Origin of the sequence: Moraxella sp. ZY210820 (assembly GCF_030674635.1) — a bacterium.
Lineage (GTDB): Bacteria > Pseudomonadota > Gammaproteobacteria > Pseudomonadales > Moraxellaceae > Acinetobacter.
Map to the genome: position 1 here is coordinate 835,234 of NZ_CP089978.1, position 22,444 is coordinate 857,677.

Here is a 22,444-nt window from a genome sequence, read left to right on the forward strand (position 1 = left end):
TTATTGTGTTTTTAAAATTTCGCCTTGCTTGTCAATTAACAGCGCCTTACCATCTTTATAAATATTGATAAAGTCTTTATCAATATCTCTATATCCGTCATATTCTATGGGTAATAATAAGGTGTTATTGACATCAACCAAGCCTATTTTGGTATTGTGATTGGTAACTGGAAAACCAAATCCTTGAAACATAAATATCATATTCATTATATTATCCATTTGTTCTAGACTGCCCTTTGTTATGTCTATTTCTATATCTGTTGCTTGTTGTTTTTCTACCACAAATAAAGTATCGCTGATTGGATAAATATAATCGTATTGTGGAGCGATAACTTCTTTACCTGTTTTATCAATAATGCCCCATTTTGCCTTTAAAAAGGGGCGGTCTTTATCGCCAAGGGCAACCGATAAATAATCGGACGACTTTGACCATTTGCCAACATAATCATAATAAAAAGGAATGATAATATTGCCTTTATTGTCAATCACGCCGATTTTGCCATCTCGTTTGACTCGCCAAAATTCTTGCTGTTCTTGACAGGCTTTTAATTCAATCTCACTGTATTGTTTGGCGATACTTTCTTTTAATATCGGTGGATTGGGGCAGGTATTGGCAAAGGCGATATTGCCAAATACTACCGTACTGATAATGGTGGATAAAATCAATTTTTTCATAAATTTTCCTTTTTTAGTAAGGCTAATTTTAATACCAATAGCATTAAAGCGTGGTTAATTCACTTCGTATTGCTTGGCTCTATTGCCATTTTTATCATAACATATTTTTTTATAACCTGTATCGCTAATACTGCCAAATGCTCCACAAATGGCAAAGCCTTTGGCATATTCATAGCTAATATTGCCTGTATAATTATCCAATGGCAAAATAACTTTACCGTCCAAATTCATTACGCCAGATTGTTTACCACGCTGAATGTTAAAATAAAATTCATCTTTAATACGCTGGCTAAATCTTATATCATCATAATAAGCGGTGATTTCGCCTGTCGGTTTCATTAGGGTATATTGTCCAATGCCTTTTTTGGCAATGGCATAATGTGTATTTGGACAATAGGTAAAATGATGTCCTGCCAATTTGGGGAATTTATCGCACTCGGCAACAGCCAGTTCTTGTTGTTCTTTGATATGTTTGGCGATTGCGATACACCCTGTTAAATTGGCAAATAGAGTGGCGGTTAAAGCGGATAATAAAAGTTTTTTCATCACAATTTCCTATTTTAATTTATCCAAAGAATGAATTACAGGTTTTGTCATATTACAATGATAAAATCCTTTATCATCAATATCTTCTTCACCAAATAAAATGGCAGTAACATAAGCATATTCTTTGCCGTCTGCAAATTTATGGTAGTACATTTCGTGGTGGGCTTTATCGCTTTTAAATTGAGCAGATTGAAAATAATGGTTTTTGCTTTTATCGTCTTGCAAATTATCTGCAATAAAATTTACATCAGATTTTGGCAAGTCAAATTGCTCACTTTCGCCATTATGATACATCGCTTGATAAGTCAAAAGCTCTTTGCCTTTTTCGCTGTCTGTTAAACGAAATTGACTGCCCAAAATATCAGTACATTCAAAATAAGTTTCGGCAAAGGCGATATTAGAAAATAAAGCCGTGCTAATTAAAGCGGATAATATTAAATTTTTCATCACAATTTCCTTTTATTAAAATATCAATTTGGTTTATTTTTGGACGACATTGCCTTGATAATCATAATAAATAAATTTTTGATTATCGGAATAACTGCCATCAGCATTCGGGAATTTTTCAGCACGAATTAGTTTCTCATATTCATCAATGGATTTGTATTCAAAAGGCACAATAATATTACCCCGTTTATCAAATACACCTGATTTATTAATCTTGCCGTAAGTTTGTGCTTTAAAATAATTCGGTTTTATTTCTCTCATTAGATAATAATGTCGGTACTCCATTAAAAAATTACCGTCTTTATCAATAATGGCGTCCCCCAATTCATCGTGAACAATAGGGGCATAATTATGCTTTATACGGCACGGATAGGCAAATCTACTGCCATCATCGGGTTTTTTAAATGCTTTGCAAGTATCGGGCGTTAAACCGCTAATTACCGCTCCCCCCATTAAAGCAACAGGCAACATATAATCTCTGGTAGTCGTACAACCTGTTAATAACAAACTTGCCATTACGGTGGATAGCATTAACTTTTTCATAACAATTTTCCTTTAAAATTTGGGTGGTTGCTTTTTTTAAAATGGATTAACTATTGATAACCCATTGATATTTTCAAAATCTTTGACATTTCGTGTAGCCACAACTCACTCATAGCGTTATCTCTCTGGGATATTCCTGTCTTTCTAAAATATTGAGTTCTGGAAATTGTGCTTGTGCAAAAATTTGGTGTAAGCGGTCTCCTAGTCCTTGCGTTGGTGGATTAGCCATACTTTGCAAGGCTTTTTCATAAGCACTAATGACGATAAAATCTTGCAAACTTTGTCCATTTTGTTTGGCGACTTGGGCGATGATTTGCTCGGTTTGCGGTGGTAAATCAATAAACATTTTTTTACTCCCAAAATTAAGTTTTGTAATAAAAACAACCAATTAGATTGGTTCTATTATAACATATTTTAAATGATGTCTAAATTTAATCTATCTTAATTTTTAAGAAAAATCAAGGAATAATATTAGAAAATAAAGCTGTGCTAATTAAGGCGGATAACATCAATTTTTTCATAAACACTCTCCAATCATTAACGCTTTAATCAAATTTTAGAGTCATCGTCATTACATCTTTTTTGTCCATTTCCGATATTTGTTTGTCAGATAGATAATCGGAAGAAGTATGTTTTTTGCGGTCGCTTGGGGCATTAAAATGTTGAATATTAAATTGCCCCTTTGTCATTTTTGCCATTTTGTCTGTATGAGCAAAAATCCGTACTCCATAATACATTTTGGCACGGTTTGGTATTGGCTCGGCAAGCACATCTACATAATAAAGTTTCCAATGACACACACCGCCTGTATAGCCTTTAATGTCTTTAAAATAATTTTCGTTTACCAATGCGTCATTATAAAGGGTTGCCGTGTAACTATCTTTGCTATTTTGGCTAAATTTAATTGGCAAATCATAGTTTGGGCGATGAAAATAGATATGTTCAAAAGTTGCCCCCATTTTAACTTCACAATCGGCAAGATAATTGGCGGTAACTTTACTCACTCTAAGCTCGCTTGGTTTATTGTCAAAGCTAATCGTTAGCGTGCGGGCTTGGGTTGGGTTTTGGGTCAGTGTGGGCGTGGACAGTCGCTTAAATTTTGGCAAGGCTCTATCAATATGTCCATCGGTCAAATGGATACTACACGCCGTCAGGCTTAACGCTATGGCGATAACAATTAAAGGCTTTTTCATAAAACACTCCTAAAATTTAGGGAAATTGGGCGAATAAAAATAAACACTTTCGCCCAATTTTTTAATGAATTAGACTTAAAATTAAGGGCGTATCACTTTAACGGCATTGCAAGCAGGGTTATTGCCATAATGTGCCTTACAGTCTCGTTTTAGGGCTTTTTTGGTTTGTGAACACGAACCAGCATTTGACATCATAAAGTTACCGTCAAAGGCATAGACCACACAGTTTTTATTGGTCGCTGATGAGCCATATCGGCAAGGACTGCGATTAGGGTCGCTATTACAGGCTTGCAATACAATGCCAACCGCTTCGTCCCAATCAGCAAAAACATAATCGGGCGTACGAAAAGTATTGCGATAAATAAAGGGTTGGGCGTGGCGGTCAAATGCAACGGCAACATATTTATGCGTAAACGACCCACCATAACCGCCATAATTGCCATAGCCATAATAACCGCCATTATAGGTGTTACCTGAATAGCCTTGATTGCCACAACGCCCAGAACCACTGTCTTGGCACGCCAATGCCGATTGGCTAAATAATACATTTGCCCCTGCGATGATTAGGGCGGTGGCGGAAAGTTTTAAAAGTTTCATAAAAGTTTCCTTTTAAGGTTGATTAAAAATACGATTGACGATAGAAAAAATAATTAACGCACTTTTTAATTTACCAAACCACATCTAAATCATATAAAGCACAATGACCGTCCGCACTGATAAAACTAAGATTATTGGCGATTGCCAAACTAATCAGCATACGGTCAAATGGGTCTTTATGATGAAATGGTAAATTCTGCAAAATTACCGCATCTTGCCACGATTGGGCGATTGGCATTACATTATTCTTTTTTAAGAGATGATGATAGCCGATTTGCCAACCGTCTGCCATTGCTAGTTTTTTATTGCTTACTTTAATGGCAATTTCACAAAAACTAAGTGGACTATAATATAATTGATTTTGCGGATTTTGAATAATGGTTTTGGCTTTTTGGCTCAATTCATTTGGGCTGGAAATAAACCAAATCAAACTGTGTGTATCCAATAAATAACGCATTACATATAGTCCTTAAAATCATCTAGGGGTTCATCAAATTTATCCAAATTGGATAATAAAAAATGCTCCCCACCACCAAGCTGACGCAAATTTGGTTCGGATTTGGTGCTTAATTGTGTTAATTGCTCAATAATATAATGCTCTGTGCTAAGCCCTGCAATTTGTGCTTGGGCGGTAATATATTGTTCAATATGTGGCGGTAAATCAATAAACATTTTTTGCTCCAAAATTTTAAGTTTTATAATAAAAACAAAGAGTTGGCTTGCTTTTATTATAACACATTTTAAATGATGTCTAAATTTAATCTATCTTAATTTTTAAGAAAAATCAAGGGATAGTATTAGAAAATAAAGCTGTGCTAATTTAAGGGGGATAATATCAATTTTTTCATAACAGTTTCCTTTTAAGGTTAAAGTCAATTTCATTCCCAAGCCTAATTAAACTTGGGAATGGCTTTTTAACAATCAACTTGGCGTGCCATAGCTTTCAATTTTATCTACTTTGATTTGTTTGGGATTACACAAAATGGTTTTTGAATTGGGTTTGTGTTGATTGATAATCACCCCTGCTTTTTTTCTGGGTGTGGGTAATTCTTCACGATTTTCGTCCAAATTCACCAAACTGGAAAATACGGTATAGACATTGCCTTTGTAAGGCAGTTCAAACCAGTTGCTGGTTTCTACATTCCAAAAACCGCCATCATATTGCACCTTATGTTTGGCAATGGAAAATGCAAGCTCGGTCTTTTTGCCTTTGCCAAACTCATAAGTAAAGGTGTCGCCATTATCCACCAATTTAATTTGTTTGCCATTTGTGGTATTGCATAAAAACACCGTTTCAGCAAGAGCAGGGCTTGCAATTAGAGCAAGGATTAGAGGGAGAATAAATTTTTTCATAAAAGTTTCCTTTTAAGGTTAAAGTTAATTTTATTGCTCAATTTAAATAAATTTAGCAATAAAAGACAGTTATTTGTCATAAGCACAAATTTTGACTTCGGCAAAAGGATAGGCTTCATCGTCCAACTCAAAAGCAATGCGATATTTGCCTGTTTGCTTAATGTCATAAATAACGCCCCATTCATCGCCATCATCGTGTTTTAGGGTTTTGCCTTTTGGGTCTTTGACGATTTCTGTAATGGGTTTACTGCTTTCAATACCAATGCGAATCCATTGATTTTTCTTTAAATGTAAAGTAAATTCACGATTTGCCAAACTACCGTCAAAATAACCGCATTCACTGCCTTTGGCAAATTGAATTGGCGTAACATAAGTTTTGGCAGGTTTTGCTAAGGCAGGGCTTGCGATTAAAGCAAGAGTTAGGGGGAGAATAAATTTTTTCATAAAAGTTTCCTTTTAAGGTTAAAGTAAATGTCATTCCCCAATTTAAATCAATTAGGGAATGAATGCCAGTTATTTGTCATAAGCACAAAATTTAATTTCAGCAAAGGTATATTCATCATACAAATCAAAAGTAAAACGATGTTTGCCTGTGTGTGCAATCTGATATTCCTCCAAATATTCATCAACAAATACGGTGCTAGAAAAAGGCAGTTGATCTTTGCCTTTTGGGTCTTTTAATTTTGGGTTTACATAGTCGTCTTCGTCAAATGATTTGGAAACAGTAACAATTAAATATTGCCCTTTCTTTAAATTTAAGGTCAATTCACGATTTTTAACATTGCCTTCAAAATAACCGCATTCACTGCCTTTGGCAAATTGAATTGGCGTAACGACAGGTTTTGCTAAGGCAGGGCTTGCAATTAGGGCAAGGATTAGGGGGAGAATAAATTTTTTCATAAAAGTTTTCCTTTTAAAGTTAAGCCGTAAGGTGCGTACAACACACCGTTTGGCGTTTGGTTTTGAATGGTGCATATTACGCACCTTATGCCCAAAAAAAAATGTGGCATTTTTTAGGTTATTTTGGCATAACACAATCATCAACGCACTTGTACGCCATTATTCCATTCTACTTTTTTATCCAATTTGGTTTTGCCTTTGTCATTGACCAATGAATAAAATTTTTCAGTGCCGTGTTTTTTACCATTGACCCAATTGACTTCATAAAGCGTAACCCATTTTAGCCTTTTTTTATTATAAAATTGTTTGATTTCCAAACCGTGTTGTTTGCCATTGACATAAACTTGTTGATGTTCAATTCTATAAGGCAAAGTATTATATTCATAGGTTTCTTTGGTAATTGTGCCATCCTCGCTTTTAAATTCGGCTGACAGCTCTTTGCCGTGTTCATAAACTTTAACCGCATACAGCTCCCCTGTTTCACGATAATGTTTTGTTTCCCCGTGTTCTTTGCCTTGTTCATCAAAAGATGTTTCAATTCTCAGTTTGCCATTTGGGTGATAATAAGTTGAGTAAATTGGTTGCGAAGTTTTTGGGTTGGTAACTTCTTCGGAGACGATTATCCCTGTGGACAATCTATAATCCGTACACAATTTATAGCCATTATTGAGCATTTTGCATTCGGTTCTCATTGTGGGTTCACGAGAATGGGTTGAACCGATATTGTCATAACCGCCATAATTACCATAACCTTGTTGTTGCTGTTGTTGTGGCAAAATAATATTGTGATAAACACAAGCGTGATAATGTGGGTCATTTTGTGTACACGCCAAAGCCGATTGGCTAAATAACATATTTGCCCCTGCGAGGATTAGGGCGGTGGCGGAGCATTTTAAAAGTTTTTTCATAGGGATTTTCCTTTTAAAGTTAAGGTTAATTGAATTGGGAAAAAATGACATTCCCCAATTTATTTTATCAAAATCATTAATCAAATAGAGCATTATTTATCCAATTTACTGATTTCCTCTTGAATGTATTTACTGATTTTATAACTTTCGCAAGCGTCTTTATTGCCTTTTTCGCATTGGGTTTTTTCATTGCTTAAATCAGCCGTTTTGATTGAGCCAAAATATTCTGCCGTTTGACAACCACGCTCTACGCCATTGACACAAGCACGATTTGCCCATTTATAGGCGTTAATAATGCCCGTTGGACGCACGATTTTATCCGCATTCATTACATAATTCTTTTGATAATAATCGGATAATGCCATTTGAGCAGGGGCAAATCCCATTTCGGCAGATTTTTTGAGATGATTAAAAAAGTCGTTTTCATTTTGATAAAGTTTATCGGAAATATCTTTGGGTAATATTTCGGCAACTTGCGATAATACAAAATAGGCAGGGGCAAAACCATTTTCACCAAGCTCTAATAATATGTCCACGCCTTTTTGAATGTCGGTTTTGCTGTTGATATAATACATTGCCAAAGCCATTGTAGCGTGTGGTTGATTTAAGTCGCTGGCTTTTTTGTACCAAATCAAAGCTTCATTTTCATCTAAATATCCGACATAATTATTCATTGCATTGGCATTGCCATTTTCGGCAGATTTTTTATACCATTCTTGTGATTTTTGCATATCTATTTGGGTGTGAATGCCTAATTGATACATTTTTGCCAAATGAAATTGAGCGTCTTTGTCGCCTTGATTGGCTTTTTCCTGAACGGTTTTAAAATTCATTGCTTTTAGGGCAGTAGGATTGGCAGATAAGAGTTGCCCTTGTGCATCAAAATCACCATACGAGCTCCTGATAATATCAGGGGCAACTTTTGCCATTACAGGGGCAGAAAATAGAGTGGTGGCAAAGAGTGCCGATAGGATAAGTTTTTTCATAGAGTTTTCCTTTTAGAGTTAAAGTTAATTTGATCAGAAAAATAAGATTTTCATTTAATTCAGATTTTATTAAATCATTATTGATAGCGTTTGTCTATGGTTTCAAATGCCTGATTTAAGTCTTGATACAGTTTCTCGCTTTGACATATTTTCTGTTTTAATTCAGGGTCTGTTTCAGTTTTGCAAGATGAATTTATAAATTCTGTTCGCTCAGTATCTTTAAACCCATCTTTAAAATCATCATAAATTGCCAATGCCTGACAACCTTGTTCGTTACCATTATTGCACGCCCGTTTTGCCCAGCCATAAGCGTTGATGATATTTTGTTTTGTTTTTTCAAGTTGGCTCGTTTCATCATTGGTTTTTTCGCCATTTTCATCAATATCCGCCCCAAACAAAAACAACATACTAGAAAACTGAGCCAAATAAACTTGGGCATCGCTATATCCCATTTCCGCAGATTGTTTGATATGATGTAATGAGCCGTTTTCATCTGTATAAAGATTTTTATAAATATCAGCAGGTAAATCTGTGGCAATTTGCGATAACAAAAAATACGCAGGGGCAAAGCCATTTTTGCCAAGCTCTAATAATATATCCACGCCTTTTTGAATGTCGGTTTTGCTGTTGATATAATATATTGCCACATACATTTTGGCGTGTGGTTGATTTAAATCACTGGCTTTTTTAAACCATTCTAAGGCTTCATTTTCGCTTAAATAATTAGCATAATTATTCATCGCAAAAGCATTGCCATTTTCGGCAGATTTTTTATACCATTCTTGGGCTTTAATTTCGTCTTTTTGGGTATGAATGCCCAATTGATACATTTTCGCCAAATAAAATTGAGCATCTTTGTCGCCTTTATTAGCCTGTTTTTCTACCTTTTTAAACTTCATCGCTTTTAGAGCAGTAGGATTGGCGGATAAGAGTTGCCCTTGTGCATCAAATTCGCCATAAGTGGTGCGGATAATATCAGGGGCAACTTTTGCCATTGCAGGGGCAGAAAATAAGGCGGTGGCAAGAATGGTGGATAGCAGAAGTTTTTTCATAAGTTTGTTTTCCTTTAAGATAAAAATTAAATAAAATAAACCATTAGTTATCTGCTTTATTCATTTCTTCAACCAAGCGTTTGTTTAATTCATAACTTTCACAGGCATTTTCATCGCCTTTTGTGCATTTGCCTTGATATTGGCTTAAATCTTGGGTTTTGTAAGGGGCGTATAATTGCTCCACTTGGCAGCCACGCTCTATGCCATTGGTACACGCCCGTTTTGACCATTTATACGCCAATGCAATCGGCAAAATGCGGTCTTCTTTATCAGGACCCATTACGCCCCATTGATAAGTATCCGCCAACTGCATTTGAGCAAGGGCAAATCCCATTTCCGCAGATTGTTTTAAATAACGAAATGAACCAGATTTGTCTTTATACACGCTTTTTTGAATATTCTCAGGCAATTCTGTATCAATTTGTGATAACACAAAATACGCAGGGGCAAAGCCATTGTCGCCAAGCTCTAATAATATGTCCACGCTTTTTTGAATATCCATTTCTTTTTTAATATTCTCAATCGCCAAATTCATTTTGGCGTGGGGTTGATTTAAATCACTTGCCTTTTTAAGCCAAGATAGAGCAATATCGCTATTTGATTCATCGTTCATTAAATAATTGGCATAATTATTCATCGCAAAGGCATTGCCATTTTCGGCAGATTTTTTATACCATTCTTGTGCTTTAGCTTCGTCTTTTTGGGTGTGAATGCCCAATTGATACATTTTCGCAAGATGAAATTGAGCCATATTATCGCCTTGATTGGCTTTTTTCTCTACCGTTTTAAAATCCATTGCTTTTAAGGCAGTAGGATTAGCAGATAATAATTGCCCTTGTGCGTCAAAGTCGCCATACGAGGTCTTGATAATATCAGGGGCGACCTTTGCCATTGCAGGGGCAGAAAATAGAACGGTGGCAAAGAGTGCCGATAGGATAAGTTTTTTCATAATAGTTTCCTTTTGGGGTTGAAGTTAAAATGAATTTACTGTGATTAAAAAAATCAAATCACTTAAACATCAAGTTAAAAAGTACTTATTAAAACTCAAATTGAGCTTTCAACAAATCCATTAATTGCTGTTTGGCGTGAATAAAACCATCAATCCCTTGTTGCAATAATTCACTTGCCATTGGGTCTGCATTTAATTCATCGAGGAAACTTTGTTCAGTTTGTGGTGCACGCTGAATTGAAGGACTATTACTAGCAAAATCATGGTTGAGTTGAGATATAACAATTTTATTTTGTGTGCTTAATTGTTGCAATAAAGCAGGGGAAATGGTCAGTAAATCACAACCTGCTAAGGCTAAAATTTGTTCAGTACTACGGAAACTTGCCCCCATAATTTGTGTTTGAATATTATTTTGTTTGTAATATTGATAAATTTGACGTACAGATAACACGCCTTTATCTTGTTCGATTGGATAAGATTCAACATTTTCATGCTTTTTATACCAATCCAAAATACGCCCCACAAATGGAGAAATTAAGGTTACTTTTGCATCGGCACAGGCTTGGGCTTGATGTAAGCCAAAAAGCAAGGTTAAATTACAATGAATAGCGTGTTGTTCTAAATATCTTGCGGCTTGAATACCTTGCCAAGTTGAAGCAATTTTAATCAATACACGATTTTTATCAATTCCTTTTTGTTGATATAATTCTATGATTTGCATTGCTTTATCAATCGTTGCTTGTGTATTGTAAGATAATTCTGCATCAATTTCAGTTGAAACTCGCCCATCAATATGTTTTAAAATTTCTACACCAAGTTCAACAGTTAAAATATCAATAGTACGATTGAGTAAATCATTACCAGTTAAATATTGTTGCTTGGCTTGTTGATAGGCAGATTCAAGTAAATGTAAATTTTCAGCAGATTGGCAGGCTTGTGTAACTAAGGTAGGATTGGTCGTGGCTTCTTGCGGTTGTAATTGTTGAATGGCTTGTAAATTGCCTGTATCCGCAACAATCACAGTATATTGTTTGAGCTGTTGTAAACTATTCATAAAATATCCAAAAGTCGAAAAAATTTCAACCTTTATAACGTATTTTCAGTATAATTGTAAATACTATTTTTGCTAAGACAATATATTATGCACATTCAGCCTTTAAAGCCTATTTTATTTGATTGTAAAACCCATCAACTTGATTTATCCAAAGTTCATGTGATGGGTATTTTAAATGTTACACCAGATTCATTTAGTGATGGTGGTCAATATGATAATGTGCAATCCGCCGTGCAACGTGCCGAACAAATGATTGCTGAAGGTGCAACCATTATTGATATTGGTGGAGAATCAACACGCCCAAATGCACAAGTGGTGAGTGTAGAGCAGGAATTAGAACGAGTCATTCCTGTAGTAAAAGCCTTAAAAAATCATGGTGTTACCCTGTCAATTGATACTAGTCAGCCTGAAGTAATTTATCAAGCGGTGGAAGCTGGAGCTCATATTTGGAATGATGTGCGTGCATTAACTCGCCCTAATGCTTTAGAAACTGCGATTGAATTGGATATTCCTGTTATTTTAATGCATATGCGTGGCGAACCACAGACTATGAATCAATTGGCGGTGTATGATGATGTGGTGGCTGAAGTAAAGCAAGAATTACAACAACGTATTGATTTAGCTTTAGCAAAGGGCATGAAAGCGGAACGTATTATTTTAGATGTGGGTTTTGGTTTTGCTAAAAATACGCAACATAATATTGAATTATTAAAGCATTTTTCACAATTTACCGATATGGGATTTCCGTTATTATCCGCACTTTCTCGCAAGCGTTTTATTGGTGAAATTTTAGACATCACTCAAGCTGATGAACGTGTGATTGGTAGTGTAGTTGGGCATTTATTCAGTGTTCAACAAGGAGCAAACATAGTACGGGTGCATGATGTCAAAGCAACGGTGGAAGCTATTAAAATGTGGGAAGTTGTATTTACAAAAAAATAAAATTATGATAAAAAATCACAATTTAAAATAGTGAGTGAAAATAATGTTAAAATTTTTAGCCATCGACCGTTTTACCATTTTATTATTTGTCATGGTCATTTTAGCCAGCATTATGCCTGTATCAGGGGACATGGCACGTTATTTTGGTCATATTACGACCATTGCCATTGCGATTTTATTTTTTTTACATGGTGCTAAAATTTCTCGTCAAGCGATGTTAGAAGGAATCATGCATTGGAAATTACATAGTATCATTTTTGCTTTTACTTTTATCCTATTTCCGATTTTAGGTTTGATGGCAAAACCAATTATTTTACCTTTATTGGGGCAAGAGTTATATTGGGGTTTTCTATTTTTATGCTTTTTACCATCTACGGTGCAGTCTTCCATTGCATTTACGTCAATGGCAAAAGGTAACGTTGCAGGGGCGGTCTGTAGTGCGTCATTTTCTAATGTAATTGGTATGATGATTACACCAATTTTAGTGAGTTTATTTATTACACAATCACAATCGCATAGCTTTGACCCAACACAAGCGATTTTAAAAATTACAGGTTTATTGCTTGTACCATTTATTTTAGGGCAAATTGTACAAACTCGTTTTTCTCCTGTTTTAAAGCGTTATCCATCAGTAGTCAAAGCATTTGACCAAACTACAATTTTAATGGTGGTCTATGGTGCATTTAGTGGAGCAGTCGTGTCAGGTTTATGGCAGCAAGTTGATGGCATGACGTTAATGTGGATTTTTGTGTTATGTTGTGTGTTATTGGCAGTTGTGATGTTATTGTCTCTATATACAGCAAAAGTTTTAGGGTTTAATGCACAAGACCGCAAAACCATATTTTTCTGTTCGTCTAAAAAAACGTTGGCGAGTGGTGTACCGATGGCACAGATTTTATTTGCAGGGCAACCATTAGGTATGTTGATTTTACCGATTATGATTTTCCATCAAATTCAGCTAATGGTGTGTGGGATTATCGCCAATAAATGGGGTAATCAAGAACAGGAATAATTTACAAAACCATACACTTCATTATCGAAATAACACATTAAACTTATCATAAAATTGATATGATTTTAATGTATTAAGATAGGAGTTATTCCATGAAATTATTGAAAATGAGTTCTTATTTGCTTGCTGTTGGTTTGGCATTTGGAGCTTCAACAGCTGTTTATGCAGAACCTAAACCATTAACCAATAAAAAAGAGTTAGTGGGCTGTTATGAACGTATCAATTTTTCAGCAGAATTGAGCAAATTAATGAATGAAATTGGCTATATTGAATCACCGTATGAATGGTTTTGTTTTGACAAAAATAGTAAATTTTCAAGCATGGGTTCGACTGTCTATGAAGCTCAAACGACAAAAGGCTTAAGTAAAACTTTAGATAGCCTACCGCAAGTTTTTAAATATGATTATGTAACTAAAGGCGTAGCAAAAACTGAAGCCTTAAATGGTCAGCAGACGTTGTATTGGCAGGTTACTTTTTTAGATAAAGATATTACCACGCCAGATGGTGTATTTATACCTAAAAATACGCTAGTGATGGGTTTGATTAACCCTGAAACAGACAAAGTTGTTTATTGGCGTTATTTGAAAAAATTGAAATAAACCAATTTAACCACAATAAAATGCTATCGTTTAAGATGGCATTTTTTATAAGATAATTAAACAATGACTTAAATCACATCATTTGAATTATCTTTCATTATCGATTATGATAAGGTTTTATTTTCATTAGGATTTTGATATGTCTGCACTTACATGGTTACAACATGGTAAATTAGTATTAGCCAGCAATAATAAAGGTAAAATTGCTGAATTTAGTCATTTATTTGAGCAGTTAAATTTGCCAATTGAAATTATTCCACAAGGACAGCTTAATATTGATGATGCGGTGGAAGATGGTTTAAGTTTTGTTGAAAATGCCATTATTAAAGCACGCCATGCATCAAAAATTTCGGGTTTACCTGCCATTGCTGATGATTCGGGGATTTGTGTACCGATTTTAAATTATGCACCGGGAATTTATTCGGCTCGTTATGCAGGGCAACATGGCGATGATCATGCTAATAATCAAAAATTATTACAAGATTTATTACCTTATCGTGGTGAACAAGCGATTAGTGCAATGTTCGTTTGTGTTTTAGCCTTGGTGGAACACGCTGAAGACCCATTACCAAAAATTTTCCAAGCGACATGGCAAGGCGAAGTCTTAAGCGAAGCCAAAGGCGAACATGGTTTTGGTTATGATCCATTATTTTGGTTGCCAGAATTAGGCGTATCAAGTGCGGAATTAAGCAAAGAGCAAAAAAATAAAATTAGCCATCGTGGGCAGGCAATGAAATTATTTGAACAATATTTACAAGGTTAAATCAGATTAGGAGTAATTTATGCTTGGAAAAATTGCGTCAGCATTGGGCATAGAGCAAGTGAAGATTGATACAAAACTAGCGAATCCAAGTTTATGTGGTGGGCAAGTTTTAAATGGAGAAATTGTATTTCGTGGTGTATCAAGTGATAAATATATCAATGGTTTACGTTTGGATTTGATGACGACCGCCGAAGTAGAAAGTGGTGATAATGAATACAATACTGCCCTGTGTATTACCAGTTGGCATGTAAGTGGTGCGTTTAATTTACAAACCAATAGCCGTCATCGTATACCATTTTCGCTTGAATTACCATTTGAAACGCCTTTAACCGATGTGTCTTGCCATTATAATAAATCCAAAGTTTGGCTTTATACACATTTAGATATTGATTGGAGTTTAGATGCTAAAGATGTTGATTATTTAAACATTCAGCCAAATCCAGCGATGTTGGCTTTTATGACCGCTATGCAACAATGTGGCTTTGCTTTACGCTCGATTGATGTAGAAAAAGGGCAATTACGTGGACAAGGTTTTCAATCAACAATTGGTTGCTATCAGGAATTAGAGTTTATTGCGATTCAACAATTTAGTATGATTAATGAAATTGAAGTGTCTTTTGTAGCGGAAGCACATCGCACTCATGTTTTGTTGGAAATTGACCGTAAAATGAGCTATAGAGATAGTTATCAATGTTTAACTATTCCACATCAACATATTGATGTAGGGCAATTAGCAGGGCAAATTCGTCAATTATTGGGGATTTAGATGGGGTGGTATGAGATTTTACAAAGTATTTTTGTTGTAATAGTAGTATTTGAGATGATTATTAATTATCCCTATTATAAAAATATGCCAGCATTTGGTTTTAATACAGAACAAAATTATGAGTTTGAAACGATTTGGCATGAACGTTTTAATATTTTTGTTAGATATATGCTCATTATTTATGTTATTATGACTATTATGTATTGGATATTAAAATATATCTAAATGATGATTGGAGATATTTAGATGGGTTGGTATGAAACTTTTAAAAATATTTTTCTTATAATAGTATTATTTGAGGTAATTGTTAATTATTCCTATTATAAAAGCATACCTGTATTTAATTCTGACCCTAAACAGATATATCAATTTAAAAGCATTTGGCATAAACGTTTGAATCGTTTTGTTACCTATCTGTTTATGATTTATGTGATTGTCATGATTATACATTGGGTATAAATATATCTAAATGAAGATTGGGGATATTTAGATGGATTGGTATGAAACATTAAAAACGACTGCTATGGTAATGTTGATATTCGATATTATGCTTAATTGGGGCTGGTATCGTAATAGAAAATCGAGTGATAAAGCAGAATTAGTTGATGGTTTTAAAACCATTTGGCATAGACGTTTTAATACGATGACAACAGTTGTGGTTACTATTACTGCCATAGCCATTATTGCACACTGGATAAAAGCATTGATTTAAAAATAACATAAGTTTTGGGAATTTACAAATATTTGATATTAAAAGATATAAGCTAAATAAATGCGAGTAAGGTGCGTAATACGCACCTACTTATCCTTTTATATTCAATAAGTTACAGTTATTTATTCAACCGAATTAACGTTAAAAATAAGCTAAATCATATTGCACATAATTCATCAACCCTTGTTCATCACCGTGTTGAATTTTTTCATACCATTCTAGGCGTGTATCGGTCATCATCAACACATTTGAGCAACGTGTACCATAATTTTGGCTTTGAATAAAGGTCGATGATAAGAGCTGTTCCCATTCAATGCCGATACCTGTATCAGGTAAATCATCGATATCACATTGGCGATTATCCTGCAACAGCTCAAAACTTAAATTGCGTACATCATCATGTAAAATAGCTTGATGTTGCTGTAAAACAGGTAATAATTCTTGGGTAAAACGTTTGCGTAAATGGTGAGTTTTTGCCCAATCATCAGACATTAAACCATTAGATAATACATAAACACCATTGGCGAGAGCTTGAGGTGCTTCACCATAATTGCTGATATAAACCGCTTGTTGATGATTGCCCACAATCAAATTAAATCCTGCAAAATGTTGTTGCTGTTTTTGTAACTGTTTGGCAAATTGCATAGGGCTTAAATCGCTCATTAAATAGTGCTGAACAATATGTCCACGAGATGTATTAAAGGTGCGTTTATCTCGCCCATTTCGGTAATTGGTAATGATTGCCCATCTTCCTGCTTTGGTTGTGCCAAGCCAAGTACCGCCCGATTGTAAATCACGTCCTGCAAAAATATCATATTCAGCTTGATAATCTAACATTTGTGTCGGACGATGATAAAACTCATCACGATTTGAGATTAAAAATAAAGGCATATTCTCGAAAACTTGCCATGCAAATGCTACAATACACATCTATGCTTTTCATCAACAATTAAAAACATTATTGTGCCTGAAATTCAGTTAAAATTCTATTTATTATTTTGCCCGTAGGATATTTTATGCTAACTTATCCCAATATTAATCCTGTAGCGATTGATTTAGGAATCATACAAATTCATTGGTATGGTTTGATGTATTTACTTGCCTTTGCTTGTGCATGGGGCTTGGCAACATATCGTGCTAAAAAACGTGAGAATTGGAATGCTGATATGGTATCTGATTTAATCTTTTTCGGTGCATTGGGCGTTGTTTTAGGTGGTCGAGTTGGTTATGTATTCTTTTATGGCTTTGAACAATTTTTACAAAATCCAATTTGGTTATTTCAAGTGTGGACAGGAGGAATGAGTTTTCACGGCGGTTTTTTAGGCGTGGTGATTGCAATGTTATTTTGGTGTAGAAAATATCAAAAGAATTGGTTAGAAACCTTAGATTTTGTTGCACCATGTGTGCCTTTAGGCTTGATGTTTGGACGTTTAGGTAATTTTATTGGTGGTGAATTGTGGGGGAGAGCTGTACAAGATTTAAATTATCCTTTAGCGATGATTTTTCCGCACGTTGATAATATTCCACGTCATCCATCACAACTTTATCAAGCCTTAGGCGAGGGATTATTATTATTTATCTTATTATGGTGGTTTAGTAGTAAACCACGCCCACGTATGGCAGTATCAGCATTATTTTTAATGGGTTATGGTGTAGCTCGTTTTATGGTTGAGTTTTTCCGTGAACCTGACCATGGACAATTATTTATTGCATGGATGAGTAAGGGGCAATTTTTAACTTTACCAATGATTATTATGGGTATTATCATGTTAGTGATTGCTTATCAACGTAAAATTTATGATGTGAAATAATGATGGATTTTTCAAATTTACCCAAATTACGCAAACGTCATTTAGGCGAAAATGTACCGCAACGAGGTGCAAAAATCAGTCGCTATGTTGCACAAAGCATAATGAAATTATCTGGTTGGCAAACTGTTGGTAAAGTTCCAAATATTGCACAAGCGGTGGTTATTGGTGTACCACATACATCAAATATTGATGGTTTGTATGCTTTGCCTGCCTTGTTGGCGTTGGATATTGATATTCGTATTATGGGAAAACAGCAACTATTTAATGTACCCATTTTGGCTCAAGTGCTGACATGGTGTGGCGTGATACCTATTAATCGTGCGAAAAAAGGTTCAACTTTACAGGCGAGTATTGATAAATTTAAACAACAGCCCCAGTTATTTTTAGGACTTGCTCCTGAAGGTACACGCAAATATACCGAACAATGGAAAACAGGATTTTACTATTTGGCATTAGGGGCAAATGTGCCGATTTTACCTGTGGCATTGGACTATAAAACCAAGCAATTACGCTTTTTACCGTTATTTTATCCAAGTGGCGATATTGAGCAGGATTTACCTAAATTATATGAATATTTTGCAGGTGTAGAAGGGCATTATCCTGAACATATGTCAAAGCCGTTGCAAGATTTGAAACGGAAATGACAATAAGGGTTTATTATACAAACCCTTTTTAAATCAATTGTTTGGGCGAATATGATTCGCCCCTACCTTTTAATTCTAAATTGAATTTGTTATAAATAAACCCTTATAAAATCAATAGCTTATATTAATTTATAAACTATCTAAATATTTATCTGCATCTAAAGCTGCCATACAACCAGAAGCTGCTGATGTAATCGCCTGACGATAAATACTATCCGCCACATCGCCTGCTGCAAATACGCCTGCAACAGAAGTTGCTGTTGCATTACCCGATGTGCCACTTTGTACTTGAATATAACCATCACGCAATGCTAATTGACCTTCAAACATCGCAGTTTGTGGCTTATGTCCAATCGCAATAAAAATACCTTGTACATCAATAGTTTGAGTTTCATCATTTACAGTTGATTTAATGCGAACTTGGTTTACACCCATATCATCACCCAAGATTTCATCAACTTGATGATTCCAAATGATACTGACTTTGCCTTCTTTAACTTTTTCAAATAAGTGGTCTTGTAAGATTTTTTCTGAACGTAAGCTATCACGGCGATGTACCAAAGTTACATGACTAGCGATATTGGCTAAATACAGTGCCTCTTCAACGGCTGTATTACCACCACCAACAACCATAACTTTTTGATTTTGGTAGAAAAAGCCATCACAAGTGGCACAAGCACTCACACCTTGTCCGCTAAATTTTTGTTCAGATTCCAAGCCTAAATATTGTGCAGTTGCACCCGTAGCGATAATTAAGGCATCACAGCTATATTCAGCATTATCGCCTTTTAAAATAAATGGGCGTTGTTGTAAATTAACTTCATTGATATGGTCATAGACAAATTGTGTACCAAAACGTTCAGCGTGAGCGTGCATACGCTCCATTAATGCAGGACCTGTTAAACCAGATGCATCACCCGGCCAATTTTCGACATCAGTCGTGGTGGTTAATTGACCGCCAATTTGCATACCTGCAATTAAGGTTGGTTTTAAATTGGCACGAGCCGCATAAACCGCCGCACTATAGCCCGCAGGCCCTGAACCTAAAATAATTAAACGTGAATGTTGCATGATTTCTCTCTCATATTTGTAATAGGATTACTATAAAAGATTTGGGTCAAAATTTCTATGATAATGATGTAATGAAATGATGGGAAAATTTGATGGATGTTATATTGATATCTAAAAAATAATGCGTAAAATCCCAAGTTCGTTAAGTTAAAACTTAGGATTTATATTTTATTTTGCAACAACTGCTAAACGGTAGCCCATTGCATCTAAAACTTTTGCTAATGTTTCAAAACGTGGCTTTTCGCTTTGTAATGAACGATACAGGGTAGTACGCCCAATGCCTGTTTTTTCTGCAATATGGTGCATTTTTTTTGCTCGTGCTACCGTATTTAAGGCTTGAACAAATTCAGCTGGTGTGCCTTCTGCTAAAGTTTCGTTAAGATAGGCATTAATTGTCTCTTCATCATTGAGTAATTCAGCAATATCTAAACGGCTAATTTCAACTTTGTTCATGGTTTTGCTCCTGTATGCTTTGCCATAAGGTTTTGGCTTGATTAATATCGTTTTGTTGGTTGTCTTTACTACCACCAATCAGTAGTAAATAAATGGTTTCGCCTTGTTGAGCATAGTACAAACGATAGCCATTGCCTTTAAAAATTCGCATTTCATAAATACCGCCCGTATCAGGTAGTAATTTGTGGTCGCCAAAATTGCCATTTTCGGCTCGTTCTAATCGCATAGCAATGCTTGCTTTGCCGATAGGGTCTTTGAGTTTGTTATACCAAGCAAGAAATTGGTCAGTTTTGTTGAGTATGTTCATTGCCTTATCCGAAATATTTCTATTATTGTAGCAAAAACACGACAAAAAGCAAGAACCTATAAACTTATTCCGTTAATTGTTGATTTACAGTTTTTATCTAAAAAAATAATGCAATATCATGATGATACTGCATTATTGAACTGATAAGCAAAATTAAATGGAATAATCAGGTTCTGGAAAAGCAGCTTGTTTTAAATAACTTAAATCTGCATCTTTAGCACACATTTGGATAAATTCATAACCAAAACCACGCAATAAATGTTCTTTTCGCACGGCAATCCACGTGGTATTCAGCCCAAATAAATCGGTTTGAATTTGTTTTAAACGATGGTCTCGCTCATCATCAAAAGCAACATTATTGACAATACCAATGCCCATGCCGAGTTCGACATAGGTTTTGATGACATCAGCATCGAGAGCGGACATTACGATATTGGGTTCAAGTCCTGCATCGGCAAAGGCTTTATCGATTTTGGAACGCCCTGTAAATCCACCATGATAGGTAATGAGTGGATATTCCACTAATTTTTCTAAAGTAATATTGCGTTCTGTGGTTAATGGGTGGTCTTTTGGCACAATAATACTGTGTTGCCAATCATAATAAGGAATGCTGGCTAAATGGTCTTCAGTCGTTAATGCTTCAGTGGCAATGCCAATATCCGCTTCGCCATTGAGCAACATATTGGTAATTTCCACAGGGCTGGCTTGTTGTAAAATCAAATGCACCTTAGGAAAATTCTGTTTAAACTGATTGATAATTGGCGGTAAAATATAGCGTGCTTGCGTGTGCGTGGTGGCAACGGTGAGCGTTCCTTCATTGACACGATTAAAATCATCAGCAATATGTTTAATATTATCAATATCTAACAACATACGCTCCACGATGTGAAAGAGTGCTTGTCCTGCATCAGTCAAGCCAAGTAAACGTTTGCCTTTACGCACAAAAATTTGCACGCCTAATTCATCTTCCAAGTCTTTGATGTGCTTGCTCACGCCAGATTGTGAAGTATAAAGGGCGTTTGATGCTTCAGTTAAATTGAAGTTTTGTCGAACTGTTTCTCGAATAATGCGTAATTGTTGAAAATTCATGCTATCACTCCATTTTATTGTTTAAATACATGGACTTGATTTGGTTTAATCCACACATTTTGTTCTGGACGCAATGCGAGTTGTGTGGCTTGTTCATGATTTAAGCTAATTTCCCAATGTTGTCCTTGACGGTCAATCAGCTCAACCAATACACGTCCGCCAATCCAAATCTCACGGATAAATGTGGTTTGAATGCTATCTTGTTCAGGACGAGTAAACACTTGTACATCTTCAGGGCGAACAAAGGCGATGACTTGACCTGTTTCGATATTATGCGGATTGATGTTGATTTTATCTTCACCAAAAGTCAGTTGAGCATTTTGATAATCGGCCTCAAATTTATTGGCATTGCCCAAAAAGTCAAAGACAAATGCAGTCGCAGGTGCTTGATAGACATCTTTTGGAGAGCCAACTTGTTCCACAATACCTTTATTCATCACCACAATTTCATCAGCCACTTCTAGGGCTTCTTCTTGGTCGTGCGTTACAAAAATTGAGCTGATATGTAATTCATCGTGCAGATTACGCAACCAGCGGCGAAGTTCTTTACGCACTTTAGCATCTAAGGCACCGAACGGCTCATCAAGCAATAATACTTTTGGTTCAACCGCCAATGCACGAGCTAAGGCAATACGCTGACGTTGTCCGCCCGAAAGTTGAGCAGGATAGCGTTGAGCTAAATGTGGTAATTGTACTAATTCTAATAATTCCATCACACGTTTTTTAATATCCGTTTCTGATGGACGATTTTGTTTTTTAACACGCAAACCGAATGCTACATTATCAAACACGGTCATGTGTTTAAATAGGGCATAATGTTGAAACATAAAACCGATATTACGTTGTTGTACATGGAGATGGGTGGCATCTTGTCCATTTAAAATAATCTGTCCGCTATCGGCAGTTTCTAATCCTGCGATAATGCGTAATAATGTGGTTTTACCACAACCCGATGGCCCGAGCAATGCAATCAATTTACCTTCAGGAAAATCCAGTGAGATATTTTGTAGTGCATGATATTGCCCAAAATGTTTTTCAATATTTTTAACTTGGATACTCATGTTTTATTTTC

Annotated in this window: 31 protein-coding genes; 8 read left to right on the top strand and 23 right to left on the bottom strand. The window is 35.5% G+C overall.

All coding sequences use genetic code 11. The features are described 5' to 3' along the window. From LU301_RS04185 to tal, 17 genes are all read right to left on the bottom strand, one after another. Positions 1-675: a WG repeat-containing protein gene (locus LU301_RS04185; RefSeq protein WP_305272933.1), complete on the bottom strand. Its 675-nt coding sequence runs from the start codon at positions 673-675 to the stop codon at positions 1-3. Positions 676-729: 54 nt separating this feature from the next. Then, on the bottom strand, positions 730-1,221 hold the full coding sequence (locus LU301_RS04190) for a hypothetical protein (protein WP_305272936.1): 492 nt from the start codon (positions 1,219-1,221) through the stop codon (positions 730-732). 9 nt (positions 1,222-1,230) lie between these two features. Next, positions 1,231-1,668, bottom strand: coding sequence for a hypothetical protein (locus tag LU301_RS04195; protein ID WP_305272939.1), 438 nt, complete (start codon positions 1,666-1,668; stop codon positions 1,231-1,233). A 33-nt stretch (positions 1,669-1,701) separates the two neighbouring features. Beyond that, positions 1,702-2,211, bottom strand: a complete 510-nt coding sequence (locus LU301_RS04200) for a hypothetical protein (RefSeq protein ID WP_305272942.1) — start codon at positions 2,209-2,211, stop codon at positions 1,702-1,704. A gap of 109 nt (positions 2,212-2,320) precedes the next feature. Beyond that, positions 2,321-2,557 (bottom strand): type II toxin -antitoxin system TacA 1-like antitoxin, encoded by a 237-nt coding sequence (locus LU301_RS04205; RefSeq protein WP_305272945.1) that lies wholly within the window; start codon positions 2,555-2,557, stop codon positions 2,321-2,323. A 199-nt stretch (positions 2,558-2,756) separates the two neighbouring features. Beyond that, positions 2,757-3,404, bottom strand: a complete 648-nt coding sequence (locus tag LU301_RS04210) for a hypothetical protein (protein WP_305272948.1) — start codon at positions 3,402-3,404, stop codon at positions 2,757-2,759. 81 nt (positions 3,405-3,485) lie between these two features. Continuing rightward, the gene (locus tag LU301_RS04215; RefSeq protein WP_305272951.1) at positions 3,486-4,001 is read right to left on the bottom strand and encodes a hypothetical protein; all 516 of its coding nucleotides are present in this window, start codon (positions 3,999-4,001) and stop codon (positions 3,486-3,488) included. Positions 4,002-4,071: 70 nt separating this feature from the next. After that, on the bottom strand, positions 4,072-4,458 hold the full coding sequence (locus LU301_RS04220; RefSeq protein WP_305272954.1) for a type II toxin-antitoxin system VapC family toxin: 387 nt from the start codon (positions 4,456-4,458) through the stop codon (positions 4,072-4,074). Then, a complete protein-coding gene (locus LU301_RS04225) occupies positions 4,458-4,673 on the bottom strand; it encodes a hypothetical protein (protein WP_305272957.1) in 216 nt (71 codons plus the stop codon). The genes LU301_RS04220 and LU301_RS04225 overlap by 1 nt, the downstream gene beginning before the upstream one ends. Positions 4,674-4,922: 249 nt before the next feature. Further along, positions 4,923-5,354: a hypothetical protein gene (locus LU301_RS04230; RefSeq protein ID WP_305272960.1), complete on the bottom strand. Its 432-nt coding sequence runs from the start codon at positions 5,352-5,354 to the stop codon at positions 4,923-4,925. Between the two features lie 69 nt (positions 5,355-5,423). Further along, the gene (locus tag LU301_RS04235) at positions 5,424-5,798 is read right to left on the bottom strand and encodes a hypothetical protein (RefSeq protein WP_305272963.1); all 375 of its coding nucleotides are present in this window, start codon (positions 5,796-5,798) and stop codon (positions 5,424-5,426) included. A 69-nt stretch (positions 5,799-5,867) separates the two neighbouring features. After that, positions 5,868-6,254 carry a hypothetical protein gene (locus LU301_RS04240; RefSeq protein WP_305272966.1) on the bottom strand — a complete coding sequence of 129 codons (387 nt, stop codon included), beginning with the start codon at positions 6,252-6,254 and terminating at the stop codon, positions 5,868-5,870. A gap of 140 nt (positions 6,255-6,394) precedes the next feature. Next, on the bottom strand, positions 6,395-7,162 hold the full coding sequence (locus LU301_RS04245; protein ID WP_305272969.1) for a toxin-antitoxin system YwqK family antitoxin: 768 nt from the start codon (positions 7,160-7,162) through the stop codon (positions 6,395-6,397). 92 nt (positions 7,163-7,254) lie between these two features. Continuing rightward, positions 7,255-8,148 (bottom strand): tetratricopeptide repeat protein, encoded by an 894-nt coding sequence (locus LU301_RS04250; protein ID WP_305272972.1) that lies wholly within the window; start codon positions 8,146-8,148, stop codon positions 7,255-7,257. 77 nt (positions 8,149-8,225) lie between these two features. Beyond that, a complete protein-coding gene (locus LU301_RS04255; RefSeq protein WP_305272975.1) occupies positions 8,226-9,200 on the bottom strand; it encodes a tetratricopeptide repeat protein in 975 nt (324 codons plus the stop codon). A gap of 43 nt (positions 9,201-9,243) precedes the next feature. Beyond that, entirely contained in the window at positions 9,244-10,149 is a 906-nt protein-coding gene (locus LU301_RS04260) for a tetratricopeptide repeat protein (RefSeq protein ID WP_305272978.1), read from the bottom strand. A gap of 88 nt (positions 10,150-10,237) precedes the next feature. Further along, complete coding sequence (gene tal, locus LU301_RS04265; protein ID WP_305272981.1) at positions 10,238-11,203, bottom strand: transaldolase; 966 nt, start codon at positions 11,201-11,203, stop codon at positions 10,238-10,240. A gap of 87 nt (positions 11,204-11,290) precedes the next feature. On the opposite strand from tal, the gene folP reads away from it, so the two are divergent. From folP to LU301_RS04295, 6 genes are all read left to right on the top strand, one after another. Further along, the gene (folP, locus tag LU301_RS04270) at positions 11,291-12,145 is read left to right on the top strand and encodes a dihydropteroate synthase (RefSeq protein WP_305272984.1); all 855 of its coding nucleotides are present in this window, start codon (positions 11,291-11,293) and stop codon (positions 12,143-12,145) included. Between the two features lie 43 nt (positions 12,146-12,188). After that, on the top strand, positions 12,189-13,157 hold the full coding sequence (locus LU301_RS04275) for a bile acid:sodium symporter family protein (protein ID WP_305272987.1): 969 nt from the start codon (positions 12,189-12,191) through the stop codon (positions 13,155-13,157). Positions 13,158-13,249: 92 nt separating this feature from the next. After that, a complete protein-coding gene (locus LU301_RS04280) occupies positions 13,250-13,756 on the top strand; it encodes a hypothetical protein (protein WP_305272992.1) in 507 nt (168 codons plus the stop codon). A gap of 139 nt (positions 13,757-13,895) precedes the next feature. Further along, a complete protein-coding gene (rdgB, locus tag LU301_RS04285; protein WP_305272995.1) occupies positions 13,896-14,519 on the top strand; it encodes an RdgB/HAM1 family non-canonical purine NTP pyrophosphatase in 624 nt (207 codons plus the stop codon). A 19-nt stretch (positions 14,520-14,538) separates the two neighbouring features. After that, positions 14,539-15,285 (top strand): sporulation protein, encoded by a 747-nt coding sequence (locus LU301_RS04290; RefSeq protein ID WP_305272998.1) that lies wholly within the window; start codon positions 14,539-14,541, stop codon positions 15,283-15,285. Between the two features lie 490 nt (positions 15,286-15,775). Continuing rightward, positions 15,776-15,997, top strand: coding sequence for a hypothetical protein (locus LU301_RS04295; protein ID WP_305273001.1), 222 nt, complete (start codon positions 15,776-15,778; stop codon positions 15,995-15,997). 141 nt (positions 15,998-16,138) lie between these two features. On the opposite strand, the gene LU301_RS04300 is transcribed toward LU301_RS04295, so the two are convergent. Next, complete coding sequence (locus LU301_RS04300) at positions 16,139-16,927, bottom strand: NRDE family protein (protein ID WP_305273004.1); 789 nt, start codon at positions 16,925-16,927, stop codon at positions 16,139-16,141. 86 nt (positions 16,928-17,013) lie between these two features. On the opposite strand from LU301_RS04300, the gene lgt reads away from it, so the two are divergent. Both lgt and LU301_RS04310 read left to right on the top strand, forming a co-directional pair. After that, positions 17,014-17,808 carry a prolipoprotein diacylglyceryl transferase gene (gene lgt / locus LU301_RS04305; protein WP_305273006.1) on the top strand — a complete coding sequence of 265 codons (795 nt, stop codon included), beginning with the start codon at positions 17,014-17,016 and terminating at the stop codon, positions 17,806-17,808. Positions 17,809-17,810: 2 nt separating this feature from the next. After that, a complete protein-coding gene (locus tag LU301_RS04310; RefSeq protein ID WP_305273009.1) occupies positions 17,811-18,452 on the top strand; it encodes a lysophospholipid acyltransferase family protein in 642 nt (213 codons plus the stop codon). A gap of 129 nt (positions 18,453-18,581) precedes the next feature. Here LU301_RS04310 and trxB read toward each other — a convergent pair whose 3' ends face one another. The 5 genes from trxB to LU301_RS04335 all read right to left on the bottom strand — a co-directional run bounded on the left by trxB (position 18,582) and on the right by LU301_RS04335 (position 22,433). Next, positions 18,582-19,523, bottom strand: coding sequence for a thioredoxin-disulfide reductase (gene trxB / locus LU301_RS04315; protein ID WP_305273012.1), 942 nt, complete (start codon positions 19,521-19,523; stop codon positions 18,582-18,584). Positions 19,524-19,691: 168 nt separating this feature from the next. Next, positions 19,692-19,976 carry an addiction module antidote protein gene (locus tag LU301_RS04320; protein ID WP_305273015.1) on the bottom strand — a complete coding sequence of 95 codons (285 nt, stop codon included), beginning with the start codon at positions 19,974-19,976 and terminating at the stop codon, positions 19,692-19,694. Continuing rightward, positions 19,963-20,283 (bottom strand): type II toxin-antitoxin system RelE/ParE family toxin, encoded by a 321-nt coding sequence (locus LU301_RS04325; protein ID WP_305273018.1) that lies wholly within the window; start codon positions 20,281-20,283, stop codon positions 19,963-19,965. Before LU301_RS04325 ends, LU301_RS04320 begins: the two co-directional genes overlap by 14 nt. Positions 20,284-20,436: 153 nt before the next feature. Then, positions 20,437-21,372, bottom strand: a complete 936-nt coding sequence (locus LU301_RS04330) for a CysB family HTH-type transcriptional regulator (RefSeq protein WP_305273022.1) — start codon at positions 21,370-21,372, stop codon at positions 20,437-20,439. 14 nt (positions 21,373-21,386) lie between these two features. Beyond that, positions 21,387-22,433 (bottom strand): sulfate/molybdate ABC transporter ATP-binding protein, encoded by a 1,047-nt coding sequence (locus LU301_RS04335; RefSeq protein ID WP_305273025.1) that lies wholly within the window; start codon positions 22,431-22,433, stop codon positions 21,387-21,389. Positions 22,434-22,444: the final 11 nt, after the last annotated feature.

Bases quoted from the DNA above. Each gene is read 5' to 3' on its own strand.
- LU301_RS04225 (WP_305272957.1), bottom strand. From the start codon at position 4,673: ATGTTTATTGATTTACCGCCACATATTGAACAATATATTACCGCCCAA.
- lgt (WP_305273006.1), top strand. From the start codon at position 17,014: ATGCTAACTTATCCCAATATTAATCCTGTAGCGATTGATTTAGGAATC.
- folP (WP_305272984.1), top strand. From the start codon at position 11,291: ATGCACATTCAGCCTTTAAAGCCTATTTTATTTGATTGTAAAACCCAT.
- LU301_RS04220 (WP_305272954.1), bottom strand. From the start codon at position 4,458: ATGCGTTATTTATTGGATACACACAGTTTGATTTGGTTTATTTCCAGC.
- LU301_RS04325 (WP_305273018.1), bottom strand. From the start codon at position 20,283: ATGAACATACTCAACAAAACTGACCAATTTCTTGCTTGGTATAACAAA.
- LU301_RS04235 (WP_305272963.1), bottom strand. From the start codon at position 5,798: ATGAAAAAATTTATTCTCCCCCTAACTCTTGCTTTAATCGCAAGCCCT.
- LU301_RS04320 (WP_305273015.1), bottom strand. From the start codon at position 19,976: ATGAACAAAGTTGAAATTAGCCGTTTAGATATTGCTGAATTACTCAAT.
- LU301_RS04275 (WP_305272987.1), top strand. From the start codon at position 12,189: ATGTTAAAATTTTTAGCCATCGACCGTTTTACCATTTTATTATTTGTC.
- trxB (WP_305273012.1), bottom strand. From the start codon at position 19,523: ATGCAACATTCACGTTTAATTATTTTAGGTTCAGGGCCTGCGGGCTAT.
- LU301_RS04230 (WP_305272960.1), bottom strand. From the start codon at position 5,354: ATGAAAAAATTTATTCTCCCTCTAATCCTTGCTCTAATTGCAAGCCCT.
- LU301_RS04295 (WP_305273001.1), top strand. From the start codon at position 15,776: ATGGATTGGTATGAAACATTAAAAACGACTGCTATGGTAATGTTGATA.
- LU301_RS04185 (WP_305272933.1), bottom strand. From the start codon at position 675: ATGAAAAAATTGATTTTATCCACCATTATCAGTACGGTAGTATTTGGC.
- rdgB (WP_305272995.1), top strand. From the start codon at position 13,896: ATGTCTGCACTTACATGGTTACAACATGGTAAATTAGTATTAGCCAGC.
- LU301_RS04260 (WP_305272978.1), bottom strand. From the start codon at position 10,149: ATGAAAAAACTTATCCTATCGGCACTCTTTGCCACCGTTCTATTTTCT.
- LU301_RS04200 (WP_305272942.1), bottom strand. From the start codon at position 2,211: ATGAAAAAGTTAATGCTATCCACCGTAATGGCAAGTTTGTTATTAACA.
- LU301_RS04195 (WP_305272939.1), bottom strand. From the start codon at position 1,668: ATGAAAAATTTAATATTATCCGCTTTAATTAGCACGGCTTTATTTTCT.
- LU301_RS04210 (WP_305272948.1), bottom strand. From the start codon at position 3,404: ATGAAAAAGCCTTTAATTGTTATCGCCATAGCGTTAAGCCTGACGGCG.
- LU301_RS04310 (WP_305273009.1), top strand. From the start codon at position 17,811: ATGGATTTTTCAAATTTACCCAAATTACGCAAACGTCATTTAGGCGAA.
- LU301_RS04240 (WP_305272966.1), bottom strand. From the start codon at position 6,254: ATGAAAAAATTTATTCTCCCCCTAATCCTTGCCCTAATTGCAAGCCCT.
- LU301_RS04290 (WP_305272998.1), top strand. From the start codon at position 14,539: ATGCTTGGAAAAATTGCGTCAGCATTGGGCATAGAGCAAGTGAAGATT.
- LU301_RS04190 (WP_305272936.1), bottom strand. From the start codon at position 1,221: ATGAAAAAACTTTTATTATCCGCTTTAACCGCCACTCTATTTGCCAAT.
- LU301_RS04330 (WP_305273022.1), bottom strand. From the start codon at position 21,372: ATGAATTTTCAACAATTACGCATTATTCGAGAAACAGTTCGACAAAAC.
- LU301_RS04335 (WP_305273025.1), bottom strand. From the start codon at position 22,433: ATGAGTATCCAAGTTAAAAATATTGAAAAACATTTTGGGCAATATCAT.
- LU301_RS04205 (WP_305272945.1), bottom strand. From the start codon at position 2,557: ATGTTTATTGATTTACCACCGCAAACCGAGCAAATCATCGCCCAAGTC.
- LU301_RS04300 (WP_305273004.1), bottom strand. From the start codon at position 16,927: ATGTGTATTGTAGCATTTGCATGGCAAGTTTTCGAGAATATGCCTTTA.
- tal (WP_305272981.1), bottom strand. From the start codon at position 11,203: ATGAATAGTTTACAACAGCTCAAACAATATACTGTGATTGTTGCGGAT.
- LU301_RS04245 (WP_305272969.1), bottom strand. From the start codon at position 7,162: ATGAAAAAACTTTTAAAATGCTCCGCCACCGCCCTAATCCTCGCAGGG.
- LU301_RS04255 (WP_305272975.1), bottom strand. From the start codon at position 9,200: ATGAAAAAACTTCTGCTATCCACCATTCTTGCCACCGCCTTATTTTCT.
- LU301_RS04280 (WP_305272992.1), top strand. From the start codon at position 13,250: ATGAAATTATTGAAAATGAGTTCTTATTTGCTTGCTGTTGGTTTGGCA.
- LU301_RS04250 (WP_305272972.1), bottom strand. From the start codon at position 8,148: ATGAAAAAACTTATCCTATCGGCACTCTTTGCCACCACTCTATTTTCT.
- LU301_RS04215 (WP_305272951.1), bottom strand. From the start codon at position 4,001: ATGAAACTTTTAAAACTTTCCGCCACCGCCCTAATCATCGCAGGGGCA.